Origin of the sequence: Bradyrhizobium sp. SZCCHNRI3043 (assembly GCF_032377735.1) — a bacterium.
Lineage (GTDB): Bacteria > Pseudomonadota > Alphaproteobacteria > Rhizobiales > Xanthobacteraceae > Bradyrhizobium.
This window is the reverse complement of the sequence record NZ_JAUHID010000015.1, coordinates 37,582-50,649: the sequence shown is the minus strand read 5'-3', so window position 1 is coordinate 50,649 and position 13,068 is coordinate 37,582. Positions and strand designations below refer to the sequence as shown.

Here is a 13,068-nt window from a genome sequence, read left to right as displayed (position 1 = left end):
CTCGTGATTCTGCCCGTACGGGCCGTTTCGCAGGCTGGGTTGATATCTGTCGATGGGCACATGGATTTTCGCGGGACTCGCGCAGTGCAAACGCCGCGGGTGAGCGGCTTGGGCCTGCCGCCCGCGAACGCGCCAGGAACTTCGAACAAGGAGGCGCGCCTTGCCGACATATCTTCACTGCTTGGACGCAGCTGCATCGCAACTCGGATGCATGTGGCTGGCCGCGGTGATCCCCGGCCCAGCTGGCGGACATGTCGATGATTGAGAAACGCAGATGACCTATCAGCGCCTCGCATTGGGGCTCGGTCTTGGAACGCTGCTGGCGATCGGCGCTGCGTCCACGGCGCTCGACATCAAGTCGCGCCACGACGCGGCCTGGGTGAATTCCTCGCTGGACATCTTGCAGAAGACCTCCGATCTGCGCCTGCTGCTCCGCGAAGCGGAAGCGACCTCTCGCGGCTACGCGCTCATCGCTGACGATCAGTTCAGGACGGAGTTTGCCGATGTCAGCACGAGAATCCCGGTCGCTGTGGCCGAGCTGCGGCGCGCCGTGGCCGACAATCCCGAACCGCTGGAGCTTCTGACCGAGACCGAAGCCCTGATTGCCCGCAGGGTCGAGCTCGCTGCGGAGCTGATCCGGTTGCGCGCCGCCTCGGATCGTGCGGGGCTCGAAGCGCTCAGAAGCCGCGCCGAAGGCCCGGCGACCATGAGCGAGATCACGGCCCATCTCGACCGTTTCGTTGCCGATCAGCGCAAGCTGCTGACGCAGCGTTCGATGACGTCGAAGGCCACCGGATCGCTGCTGCTCACGATCGACCTGTGCGGCCTCGCGCTGCTGCTGATCATCGCCTTCTACCTCATCCGGCGGACGTATCTGCACGATCGTGCGCTGCGCGCGTCCCTGGTCCGCTCCGAAGCCGAGGCCATCTCGCTGGCGGAAAAGGCCGAGCAGCAGCATCTCGACTTGATCGCCGCCCATGAGAGGCTGCGCCATTCCGCCGACATCCTGCAGAGCACGTTCAACAGCATGGCAGAGGGCGTGCTCGTCATCGATGCCGCGGACACCGTGGTATTCTCGAACCCCGCGGTCGAACATCTGCTCGGCTACAGCCCGGGAAAGAATCTGACCGACGTCCGCGCGCACCTCCGCGTCTACGAAAGCGACGGCGTGACGCCGGTCGCCGCGCACGACCTGCCGACGCCGCGAGCCTTGCGGGGCGAGAGCTTCGACCGCCGCGAGCTGATCGTCTACCGGCCCGACCGGGACGAGACGCTGCGGCTGATGATCTCCGGCCGCCCGCTGCGCGACGCCGCCGGCGGCATTACCGGCGCGGCGATGGTCTATCACGACATCACTACGGCGCACGAGACCGAGCGGCTGCTGCAGCAGGCGCAGAAGCTCGATGCGATCGGCAAGCTCACCGGCGGCGTCGCACACGACTTCAACAACATGCTGACGATCATTACCGGCACCATCGAGACGCTGGCCGACGAGGTGAAAGACCGCCCCGCAGCCGCGGCGACCGCCGCGCTGATCGGACAGGCGGCAGACCGCTGCACCGAGCTGATCCGGCATCTGCTCGCCTTCGCCCGCAAGCAGCCGCTGCATCCGCGCGACAGCGACGTCAACAGCACGATCCTCGACATCGCAAAGCTGCTGCGTCCGACGCTTGGCGAGCAGATCGAGATCAACTCGATCCTCGAAGAGGAGACGCTGATCACGCATATCGATTCGGCGCAGCTCGCCAACTCGCTGGTCAACATGGCGATCAACGCCCGCGACGCGATGCCCAATGGCGGCAAGCTGCTGCTGGAATCGCGCCGGGTGGAGCTCGATGAGGCCTATGCCTCAGCCAACGCCGGCGTGACGCCCGGATCCTATGTCATGGTCGCCGTCAGCGACACGGGTACTGGCATGTCGCCGGAGGTCCGCGACCGCGCCTTCGAGCCCTTCTTCACGACGAAGGAAGCCAGCAAGGGCTCCGGCCTCGGTCTCAGCATGGTCTACGGCTTCGTCAAGCAATCCGACGGCCACATCAAGATCTACAGCGAGGAAGGACGGGGCACCACGATCCGGCTCTACATCCCCACACCCAAGGGACAGGCTGCGAGCCCCGCTCCGCCCGAGCCGCCGCCGCCGCGCGGCGAGGAGACGATCTTCATCGTCGAGGACGATCCACTGGTGCAGGATTTCGTCGTCACGCAGTTGCAGAGCCTCGGCTACAAGACCATCACCGCATCGACCGGGGTCGAGGCGCTGGCCAAGATCGACTCCGGCCAAAGCTTCGATCTCCTCTTCACCGACGTCATCATGCCCGGCGGCGTCAACGGCAAGGAGCTCGCCGAGGAGGCGCTGCGGCAGCGGCCCGGCACCAAGGTGCTGTACACGTCCGGCTATACCGACAATGCGATGGTCGAGCACGGCCGCCTCGACCAGGCGGCGCTGCTGCTCACCAAGCCCTATCGCAAGTCGGAGCTCGCCAAGATGGTGCGGCTCGCGCTGGCCGGCGCCGCCGCGGACGCCTTGGCCGATGATGCCTTGGCCGAGAACGCCTTTTCCGAGGACGCGCCGACGCGCGCTCACTTCTCCTGACTTGACCATCGCGCGGATTGGAACTGCAATCATCACGGAGCTCGGCGCCACAAATTCCGATGGAAACCTACCCCATGCAATTGGCAGGACGCGACGCGCTGCTTACAACTCACGACATTGGCTGACCGAACTATTCGCCATACACGATAGGGCAAGTCATAGTCACGATGCTGCTTGATCGACCGAGCGCATCCCGCGCCATTGGAAGCCACCGATGATCCGCCGGCGCGTGGTCATCAGGCTCGGCCTTGGAACTCTGCTCGCGATCGGCGCCGCGTCGACGGGGCTGGACATCAAGGCGCGCAACGACACCGCCCTGGTCGAGCACACGATGGAGGTGCTGGAGAAATCCTCCGAGCTCCGCGTCCTGCTGCGGCAGGCAGAAGCGGCCTCGCGCGGCTTCGCATTGTCCGGAGCCGACCGGTTCATCACCGAGCTTCGGGAGACGAGCGGATTTATCCCTGCGGCCTGGGCGGACCTGCAGGGGCTCGTCCGGGATAATTCCTCGCAGCGCGAGCGGCTGCGATCGATTGACGGCATCGTGCAGCGGCGCATCCAGCTTGCCGGCGAGTTGATCCGTCGTCACGCGGCGAACGATCGCGACGGCCTGCAGGCGGCGGCGGCGAGCGCGGCCGGTCCGGCGGCGATGACGACGATCAACCAGGCACTCGACGCCTTCACCGACGACGAGCGCCGGCTGCTGGCGGACCGCGCCACGATCTCGCGACGGACCGGATCCTGGCTGCTGGCGATCGACCTCGCCGGCGTCGGCCTGCTGCTCCTGATGTCGGCCTATCTCGTCCGGCGCGCTCAACTTTCCGACCGGGCGCTGCGCTCGTCCCTCACCCGGTCGCAGGAGACCGCGACCTCGCTGGAAGCCCAGGCCGTGCAGCAGCGCGGCGATCTCGCCGCCGCCTATGACGAGCTGCGCCGCTTCTCCGCCATTCTCACAAACACCTTCAACAGCATGGCCGAGGGCGTCCTCGTCGTCGATCCCGAAGGCACGATCATGCTGTCGAACCAGGCGGTGGGACGTTTCTTGGGAACGAATGTGGGCGAGACCTTCGTCGAGATGCTGGCCGCAAACCAGTTCTACGAGAGCGACGCCGTCACCCGCGTCGTCGACGAGGAGCTCCCGATCGCGTGCGCCTTGCGCGGGCTGTCGTTCGACCGCCGCGAGGTCGTGGTCAAGCCGACCGACGGCCGGCCGCAGTTTCGCCTGATGGTCAGCGGGCGGCCGCTGCGCAATTCCGCAGGCGCGATCAGCGGCGCGGCGCTGGTGTATCAAGACGTCACCGACGTGCATGAGACCGAGCGCCTGCTGCAGCAGGCGCAGAAGCTCGATGCCATCGGCAAGCTCACCGGCGGCGTCGCGCACGACTTCAACAACATGCTGACGATCATCACCGGGTCGATCGAGGTCCTGATCGACGCGGTGCAGGACCGGCCGGCGGCGGCCGAGTTCGCGGCCCTGATCGGCAGAGCCACCGATCGCTGCACCGAGCTGATCCGGCATCTGCTCGCCTTCGCCCGCAAGCAGCCGCTACGTCCGCGCGACATCGACGTCAACGCCACGGTGGAGGACATCGCCAAGCTGCTGCGGCCGACCCTCGGCGAGCAGGTCGAGATCAGGACCGTTCTCGCCGACGAGGATCTCATCGCTCATGTCGATTCCGCGCAGCTCGCGAACGCGCTGGTCAACATGGCGATCAACGCGCGCGATGCGATGCCCGACGGCGGCAGGCTGCGCCTGGAGACGATGAAGACCGCGCTCGACGAGGCCGACGCAGCCGCCAATCCCGGCATCGTGCCCGGCTCCTACGTCATGGTCGCGGTCAGCGACACCGGCAGCGGCATGCCGCGGGAGGTGAAGGATCGCGCCTTCGAGCCGTTCTTCACCACCAAGGATGCCGGCAAGGGCTCCGGTCTCGGCCTCAGCATGGTCTATGGCTTCGTCAGGCAGTCCGGCGGCCACCTCAAGCTTCAGAGCGAGCAGAACCGCGGCACGACGATCCGGCTCTATCTGCCGGCGGCTCAGGCGGTGCAGCAGATCGAGCCGGAGCACGAGCAGGCTCTGCCGCATGGCCGCGAGACGATCCTGGTGGTCGAGGACGATCCGCTGGTGCGCGACTTCGTGCTCGCCCAGTTGCAGGGCCTCGGCTACACCACCCTCGTCGCCTCGCAGGCCACGGAGGCGCTGGCCATCGCCGCGCAGAGCCAGCCCTTCGACCTGCTGTTCACCGACGTCATCATGCCCGGCGGCATCAGCGGCCGGCAGCTGGCCGAAACCATGATGACGACGCGCCCCGCGCTCCGGGTGCTCTACACCTCCGGCTATACCGACGATGCGATCACCGAGCATCGGCAGTTCGTGCCGGACGCGCTGTTGCTGACCAAGCCCTATCGCCGCGCCGAGCTCGCGCAGATGGTGCGGCACGCGCTGGACGGCAGGCCGGCTGACGCTAGCCGCGGGTCGCCATCGCCACCGCAGCCAGCGTGAAGGCCAACGCGGCCACCTGCCCTGCCCCGAGCGGCTCGCGCAGCGCGATCGCGGAGGCCAAGACACCGATTACCGGCACCGCCATGGTGCCGATCGCCGCGACGGAAGCCGGCAGCCGCGACAGCGCCGCGAACCACGCGACATAGGCGACGCAGAACTGGATCACGGTGGAATAGAACATCAGCGCCCAGTCGAGCTGGTCGAGCTTCGTCCAGTCGGAGTGCTCGACCGCGAATCCGACGATCACGATCGGCACGCAGCCGATGCCGATCTGCCAGGCCGCCGCCGACAGCGGCGGCAGCCTGATCGGGAGCTTCTTGGCCATGACCGTGCCGAGCGCGAAGCCGAACGCGCCGCCGAGCACCATCAGGATGCCCGGCAGCTTGTCGCGGCTGGCGGTGAGCCCGTTGCTGCCCATGATCGAGGCCAGCCCCGCGAACGCCAGCACCAGCGCGAGCACGCGCAAGAGCGTCGGCCGCTCGCCCAGGATCGGCCACGCCAGCAGCGAGGCCCACACCGGCATGGTGTAGGCGATCAGCGCCGCCTCGCTGGCCGGCAGCCACAGCAGCGCCAGCCCCATCAGCACCATCCAGGCGGTGACGTTGAGCATCCCGGCCAGGATGAGCCGCGGCCAGACCTCGCGCGGCACGTCAAGGCTCTGGCTGCGGATGACGGCCAGCAGCGCCAACAGCAGCGCGCCGACCACCCCGGTGGTGCCGCGCAGGGTCAGGGGCGGCAGCACGCCGACCAGGTGCTTGGTGACCGGCCAGTTGAAGCCCCAGCCAAGCGAGGTGATGGCGAGGAACATCAGCCCGGCGGGCGTGATCCGCCCGCTGGCCACTGGCTTGTCTGTCATGGAATCACCGGCACCGTCCGTTGGACGATGAGCTTGCCGGCGCTTTTCCGGCCACACCAGGGATTGTGGGGCATGCCTGCCCCGCGAACGCTCCGTAGGCGCCCGTGAGTCCCGCCGATGCAAGCAAAACACGTCGTCCGCACGCGAATAAATCTGCCCCTGTGAACAGCGGGACGAAGCTCTGTGGACAGCGCTCCGGGCAAATTTTTTCGGTTTCGAATCCGCGAGGACTCGCCGATAGTTACGGCCATCACGGTACCGGCACGCGCCCTGGTTTTCCCGTACTTTCCCCCATATTTAGTGTTTGGTTAGGGAACTCCCACTAGTCCTTGACGTGGGAAGCGGAGTCGTCCTAGCTTCCGGCCCGGTTCGGCACACAGTCAGTTTCGGGTCTGGCCGGCCGCTTCCCAGCAGGGTTCGAGGACAATCACGCTCTTTGGCCAGTCGGCCCGGCGTGCGGGGCCTCGTCTGTCCCAGGCTGGGACGGTGGCAGCCGGTGTCCCCTTAAGGGAACCCCACTAGATGTGGGGGCTCCCCTGCGGTGATGACGGAGCCGGATGGCGGGCGTGATGCGTTGAGAGCGTGATGCGTTGAGACGGCGGCGCGGGCAGCGGACGGGCTGCACGGGCCGGCGAGGAAAGACGGGGCGAGACGCCGGTCAACGGCGCAAGGCCTTCGCCTTCGAGGCTGAACAGATGCGGACCGGGCAACCGGTTGAACTGCGGCGGCAGACGAATTTTCCGGCAGCGTCCGGGGACTTCCAGCCGTCGCCCTTGGATGCAATGATCCCGGCCGCCAAGCGCGGTCCGGCAAGAACTATTGGGGCTCGCGATGCGGATTGAACGGCGCAACACCACCGAAGGACAGTCGCCCTATGCAGGGATCGACTTCCGCCTGACCACGTCCGAGATCAAGAATCCGGATGGCTCCGTGGTGTTCCGGCTCGAGAATGTCGAGGTGCCCGAGTTCTGGTCGCAGGTCGCCTCCGACGTGCTGGCGCAGAAGTATTTCCGCAAGGCCGGCGTCGCCGCGCGCCTGAAGAAGGTCGAGGAAGAGACCGTGCCGTCCTGGCTGTGGCGCTCGGTGCCGGACACCGAGGCGCTGGCTGCGCTGCCCGAGAACGAGCGCTACGGCAGCGAGCGCTCGGCCAAGCAGGTGTTCGATCGCCTCGCCGGCTGCTGGACCTATTGGGGCTGGAAGGGCAACTACTTCTCGTCGGAGGAGGATGCGGTGGCGTTCTACGACGAGCTGCGCTTCATGCTGGCCAAGCAGATGGTCGCGCCGAACTCGCCGCAATGGTTCAACACCGGCCTCCATTGGGCCTACGGCATCGACGGCCCCGGCCAGGGCCACTATTACGTCGACTACAAGACCGGCAAGCTGACCAAGTCGAAGTCGTCCTACGAGCATCCGCAGCCGCACGCCTGCTTCATCCAGGGCGTCGAGGACGACCTCGTCAATGACGGCGGCATCATGGACCTGTGGGTGCGCGAGGCGCGCCTGTTCAAATACGGCTCCGGCACCGGCTCCAACTTCTCGCGGCTGCGCGGCGAAGGCGAGAGGCTGTCGGGCGGCGGCCGCTCGTCCGGCCTGATGAGCTTCCTCAAGATCGGCGACCGCGCCGCCGGCGCCATCAAGTCGGGCGGCACCACCCGCCGCGCCGCCAAGATGGTCGTGGTCGACGCCGACCATCCGGACATCGAGGCCTATATCGACTGGAAGGTGAAGGAGGAGCAGAAGGTCGCCGCGCTGGTCACCGGCTCCAAGATCAACCAGAAGCACCTCAAGGCCGTGATGAAGGCCTGCGTCAATTGCGAAGGCTCCGGCGACGACTGCTTCGATCCCGAGAAGAACCCTGCCCTGCGCCGCGAGATCAAGCTCGCGCGCCGCGCGCTGGTGCCCGACAACTACATCAAGCGGGTCATCCAGTTCGCCAAGCAGGGCTACAAGGACATCGACTTCCCGATCTACGATACGGACTGGGACTCGGAAGCCTATCTCACGGTGTCCGGCCAGAACTCCAACAACTCGGTGTCGCTGAAGGACGACTTCCTGCGCGCGGTCGAGACCGACGGCGACTGGAACCTGATCGGCCGCACCAACAAGAAGGTCGTCAAGACGCTGAAGGCCAGGGACCTCTGGGAGAAGATCGGCCACGCCGCCTGGGCGAGCGCCGATCCCGGCCTGCACTTCAACACCACGATGAACGACTGGCACACCTGCAAGGCGTCCGGCGACATCCGCGCGTCCAATCCGTGCTCGGAATACATGTTCCTGGACGACACGGCGTGCAACCTGGCCTCGGCCAACCTGCTGACCTTCTACAACACGGAAACGAAGCACTTCGACGTCGGCGCCTATGAGCATCTCTGCCGTCTCTGGACGGTCGTGCTCGAGGTCTCCGTGCTGATGGCGCAGTTCCCGTCGAAGGCGATCGCCGAGCTGTCCTACGAGTTCCGCACGCTCGGCCTCGGCTACGCCAATATCGGCGGCCTGTTGATGACCATGGGCCTGCCCTACGACTCGAAGGAAGGCCGCGCGCTGTGCGGCGCGCTGTCGGCGATCATGACCGGCATCGCTTACAAGACCTCGGCCGAGATGGCCGGCGAGCTCGGCCCCTTCCCCGGCTACAAGAAGAACGCCGCGCACATGCTGCGCGTCATCAAGAACCATCGCCGCGCCGCGCGCGGCGAGGCGACCGGCTATGAGGCGCTCTCGGTCGCGCCCGTGCCGCTCGATCACGCCCACTGCCCGCAGGTCTCGCTGGTCAGCCACGCCATCCAGGCCTGGGACGACGCGCTCGCGCTCGGCGAGACCAACGGCTATCGCAACGCCCAGGTCACCGTGGTCGCCCCGACCGGCACCATCGGCCTGGTGATGGATTGCGACACCACCGGCATCGAGCCTGATTTCGCGCTGGTGAAGTTCAAGAAGCTGGCCGGCGGCGGTTACTTCAAGATCATCAACCGCGCCGTGCCGGCGGCGCTGCGCGTGCTCGGCTATCGCGAGAGCGAGATCGCCGAGATCGAGGCCTATGCCGTCGGTCACGGCTCGCTGTCGAACGCCCCCGGCGTCAACGCCACGACCCTGAAGGCCAAGGGCTTTACGGACGAGGCCATCGCCAAGGTCGAGAAGGCGCTGCCGACCGCGTTCGACATCAAGTTCGTGTTCAACAAGTGGACGCTGGGCGAGGACTTCATCGTCAAGCAGCTCGGCGTCACCACTGATGCGATCGCCGCCCCCACCTTCGACCTGCTCACGGCGATCGGCTTCACCAAGCGCGAGATCGAGGCCGCCAACGTGCACATCTGCGGCGCGATGACGGTCGAGGGCGCCCCGCATTTGAAGGCCGAGCACTACGCGGTGTTCGACTGCGCCAACCCCTGCGGCAAGATCGGCAAGCGCTATCTCTCGGTCGAGAGCCACATCCGCATGATGGCGGCGGCGCAGCCGTTCATCTCGGGCGCGATCTCCAAGACCATCAACATGCCGAACGACGCCACGGTCGAGGACTGCAAGGCGGCATACCTGCTGTCCTGGAAGCTCGCGCTGAAGGCCAACGCGCTCTACCGCGACGGCTCGAAGCTGTCGCAGCCACTGAACTCGCAGCTCATCGCCGACGACGAGGACGAGGACGATGCGGTCGAGTCCTTCTACGAGAAGCCGATGGCCGCGCGCGCCACGCAGGTCTCGGAGAAGATCGTCGAGAAGCTGGTCGAGCGCATCGTGGTGATGCGCGAGCGCGAGAAGATGCCGGATCGCCGCAAGGGCTACACCCAGAAGGCGGTCGTCGGCGGCCACAAGGTGTACTTGCGCACCGGCGAGTACGACGACGGCCGTCTCGGCGAGATCTTCATCGACATGCACAAGGAAGGCGCGGCACTGCGCTCCTTCATCAACAACTTCGCCATCGCGGTGTCGCTGGGCCTCCAGTACGGCGTGCCGCTGGAGGAGTATGTCGACGCCTTCACCTTCACCCGCTTCGAGCCGGCAGGTCCCGTGCAGGGCAACGACTCGATCAAATACGCGACGTCGATCCTCGACTACGTGTTCCGCGAGCTCGCCGTCAGCTACATGTCGCGCTTCGACCTCGCCCATGTCGACCCCTCCGAGAGCAACTTTGACGCGCTCGGCCGCGGCGTCGACGAAGGCAAGCCGTCGGAGGACGGGAGCCAGCAGGCCGCGAAGTACGTGTCGCGCGGCCTGACCCGCTCCCGCACCGACAATCTCGTCGTGATGCGCGGCGGCTCCTCGTCACCCTCCCCTGCAGGGGGAGGGTCGATCGGAAGCGGAGCTTCCGATCGGGGTGGGGTGACTGTCACCGCCCTCTCCCATGCCCGCGCCGGCGATTCCGTCGAAGGCGCCACCGCCCTGAAGCAGGAGCCGCAACACGACCTCTCGCCCACCGAGAAGCTCGAGGCGCTGCAATGGAGCAAGTCCGGCACGGCGAACACGCAAGTGGCCTCCAAGGCCGAACGCCGCGCCGAAGCCAAGGCCAAGGGCTACGAAGGCGAGATGTGCTCGGAGTGCGGCAACTTCACGCTGGTGCGGAATGGGACGTGTATGAAGTGCGATACGTGCGGCAGCACGACGGGGTGCTCGTAGTCGTCCATCTAAAAAGTAGCGGCGGTGCTGCTTCGAGATGCAATCCTCAATATCTTAAGCAATCTGGATCTCACAGCCGAGTAACTCCCGCGCAGAATCTGCGCGGGAGTCTTTGTAGAAGAGCCGCGACACGGAACCGCAAGGTCGTCCGCTCTTTCGCACAACGCTAGGAGCAGAAGTCAATGGCACCTCAACACATCGAGCCTGCCCTTGGTCTTGCTTCCTTCAATTGTCCTACGTGCGGCGCTCTCGCCCAACAGTTTTGGTTTAAGCCGTTTTGCGACCACTATACAAAAGATCAGAAGCCATACACTCTTGCGAGCGACGTCCTCGATCAAATCCGCTCAAATGCGATTTACGATTCGGAGATGAAGAGAACCGCCGAGGAGTTCTTTCGAAAGCGACTAAGCAAAAAGCCCTTCTTCGAACAGAAAGAAACGCATGCTTATCTAAATCTGCGGCTGGAGAACTGCGAAGTAAGCAGATGTTATAGCTGCAATTCGTTGGCAATCTGGGTCTATGACCAGTTGGCCTTCCCTCATACGAGATTCGCGTCAGAACCAAATTTTGACTTGGACGACGACATAAAGCTTGACTTCCTAGAAGCTGCCAAAATTGTCGATCTCTCACCGCGAGGCGCGGCGGCATTGCTGAGGCTATGTGTTCAGAAGATCTGCATTCAGCTCGGCGAGCCCGGCAAGAACATCGATACAGACATCAGCAGTCTGGTCAAAAAGGGACTAGAGCCGGCAGTTCAGCAGGCACTCGACATCGTTCGGGTAATAGGTAACGAGGCGGTTCACCCTGGGCAAATAGACCTGCGGGACGACCGAGATACCGCGCTGAAGCTATTCCGCCTGATCAACATCATTGCTGAAGCGATGATATCTCGACCGAAGCAGATTGCTGAACTTTATAGCAGCCTTCCGCCAACCAAGTTGCAAGCAATTGAGAAGAGAGATTTGGCGAAGCCGAAGAAGGCGTAGACGGGATTAAACGTTGCACCGTCGCACTCACGTATTTCTCATCGCTAAAGCTCCCGTCGGAGGACTACGCTGTCTTTATATTTCGCTGGAGAACAGACATTTCCGATTGGCTAATAGCTGATACTGCTGTTTTTAGTTTTCCCAACGTGGTCCTTGCAGAATAGTTGCGCTGAGCCGGCGTACCCCATGTCTTCAACAGGAATGGGATATCTAGCTCAAATGCGTGCTGCATAATCGGCCGACCGTCTTCCCCAATATCCCAAGCCAAACAATATGCGACATGGGCTTCGGCCGAGTGCTTACTAAAATCAAACATTAGAGCGTCTTTCCATTGGCCGATCAGACGTGACTTGACCTCAATGAGGTAATGGCCAGCGAGAATGTCGTGACCTCTTGTCCCGGGAGAGCGACGTTTGCCCCCGACATAGCTGGCCATGACTACCTCTGACAACTCACCTAAGGCAGCAGACTTTGTTTCACGGGACTCAAAATACTTATTCAATGTAGCTAGTGCATCGATTGCTTCTTTAAATTGAGGCAAGTGCGCCAGCAGGTGATTTGTGACGTCGTTGACCATAGGGACACCGATTTGCGTTGCCTGAATTATATCAAAATTTCGGTCGGATTAGCGAAGTAGATTTACTTACTAGATTGATGTCTCCAATGCACCTCCACATCTCCTCCGATCTCCACGCCGACATGGCCGACATCAAGCCGATCGAGGCCCTGCCCGGGGTCGATGTGGTGGTCGTCGCCGGCGATGTCTGCGAGGAGGCGGTGAACGGGTTTGTGCAGCTGCGCGAGATCGTGTGGCGGAGGACGTGCCGATCGTCATGGTGATGGGCAACCATGAATACTATCACCGCACCTACCCTGAGGAGCTGAAGCTGGCGCGTGCCGAGGCGGCGCGGTTCGGCGTGCATCTGCTGGAGAACGAGGCGGTCGTGCTCGCGGGGTTACGGTGACGCTGCACTTTACTCGATCTGTTTGCGCTCGAACGCCCTCCCCCACTCCCGCTGATCTTCCGTATCCGGCACGCGCACGCCGCGTGCGGCGGCGATCCGGTCGAATGCCTCAGCTCCATGAATGCCCAGCCGAATCATTACACACGCTGCGATGACGGCCGAGCGGCCGATACCGGCCCGGCAATGGATCAGGACCGTCTCGCCCCCCGTCAGCCGCACCGCGAGGCCCTCAGCAAGCCGCACCGCCGCACTGCGGCTGTCGGGCAGGCCGCGGTCGAGGACCGGGAACGACAGGAAGGCCATGCCGTGTGACTGGCACAGCGCGGCCTCGCGCTGAAGGCCGAGGTCATGAATCTCAACCGGCTCCAGCAGGCTGACGACGACGGCGATGCCCTCGCCCACCCAGGCCGCGATGTCGTCTGCCAGCCAGTCTTCCGCCCGCGGCCGCGCCGCGATGGCGAGCCGGCCGGCGATGGGCAAGTCGATCCAGTGCAGGCGGGACATGGTGATGGTCCTGTCATGAACGAGCGTTCGTAACCCGGATGAGCGAGAGCGACATCCGG

At 64.5% G+C, this 13,068-nt stretch carries 9 protein-coding genes; 6 read left to right on the top strand and 3 right to left on the bottom strand.

The window, feature by feature from the left end; all coding sequences use genetic code 11:
• The first annotated feature begins 274 nt into the window (after positions 1-274).
• Positions 275-2,593 carry a CHASE3 domain-containing protein gene (locus QX124_RS24430; RefSeq protein ID WP_315798511.1) on the top strand — a complete coding sequence of 773 codons (2,319 nt, stop codon included), beginning with the start codon at positions 275-277 and terminating at the stop codon, positions 2,591-2,593.
• A 214-nt stretch (positions 2,594-2,807) separates the two neighbouring features.
• On the top strand, positions 2,808-5,093 hold the full coding sequence (locus tag QX124_RS24425) for a CHASE3 domain-containing protein (protein WP_315798510.1): 2,286 nt from the start codon (positions 2,808-2,810) through the stop codon (positions 5,091-5,093).
• Here the strand turns inward: QX124_RS24425 and QX124_RS24420 are convergent.
• Positions 5,056-5,949, bottom strand: a complete 894-nt coding sequence (locus QX124_RS24420) for a DMT family transporter (protein ID WP_315737749.1) — start codon at positions 5,947-5,949, stop codon at positions 5,056-5,058. The genes QX124_RS24425 and QX124_RS24420 overlap by 38 nt on opposite strands.
• 831 nt (positions 5,950-6,780) lie before the next feature.
• Here QX124_RS24420 and QX124_RS24415 point away from each other — a divergent pair.
• Complete coding sequence (locus QX124_RS24415) at positions 6,781-10,554, top strand: vitamin B12-dependent ribonucleotide reductase (RefSeq protein ID WP_315798509.1); 3,774 nt, start codon at positions 6,781-6,783, stop codon at positions 10,552-10,554.
• 182 nt (positions 10,555-10,736) lie between these two features.
• Positions 10,737-11,540 (top strand): DUF4145 domain-containing protein, encoded by an 804-nt coding sequence (locus QX124_RS24410; RefSeq protein ID WP_315798508.1) that lies wholly within the window; start codon positions 10,737-10,739, stop codon positions 11,538-11,540.
• 64 nt (positions 11,541-11,604) lie between these two features.
• On the opposite strand, the gene QX124_RS24405 is transcribed toward QX124_RS24410, so the two are convergent.
• Positions 11,605-12,117 carry a hypothetical protein gene (locus tag QX124_RS24405; RefSeq protein WP_315798507.1) on the bottom strand — a complete coding sequence of 171 codons (513 nt, stop codon included), beginning with the start codon at positions 12,115-12,117 and terminating at the stop codon, positions 11,605-11,607.
• A gap of 122 nt (positions 12,118-12,239) precedes the next feature.
• On the opposite strand from QX124_RS24405, the gene QX124_RS24400 reads away from it, so the two are divergent.
• Together QX124_RS24400 and QX124_RS24395 are read left to right on the top strand one after the other, a co-directional pair.
• Entirely contained in the window at positions 12,240-12,380 is a 141-nt protein-coding gene (locus QX124_RS24400) for a hypothetical protein (protein ID WP_315798506.1), read from the top strand.
• On the top strand, positions 12,362-12,505 hold the full coding sequence (locus tag QX124_RS24395; protein ID WP_315798505.1) for a hypothetical protein: 144 nt from the start codon (positions 12,362-12,364) through the stop codon (positions 12,503-12,505). The genes QX124_RS24400 and QX124_RS24395 overlap by 19 nt, the downstream gene beginning before the upstream one ends.
• A gap of 9 nt (positions 12,506-12,514) precedes the next feature.
• Here QX124_RS24395 and QX124_RS24390 read toward each other — a convergent pair whose 3' ends face one another.
• Positions 12,515-13,009, bottom strand: a complete 495-nt coding sequence (locus QX124_RS24390; protein WP_315798504.1) for a hypothetical protein — start codon at positions 13,007-13,009, stop codon at positions 12,515-12,517.
• Positions 13,010-13,068: the final 59 nt, after the last annotated feature.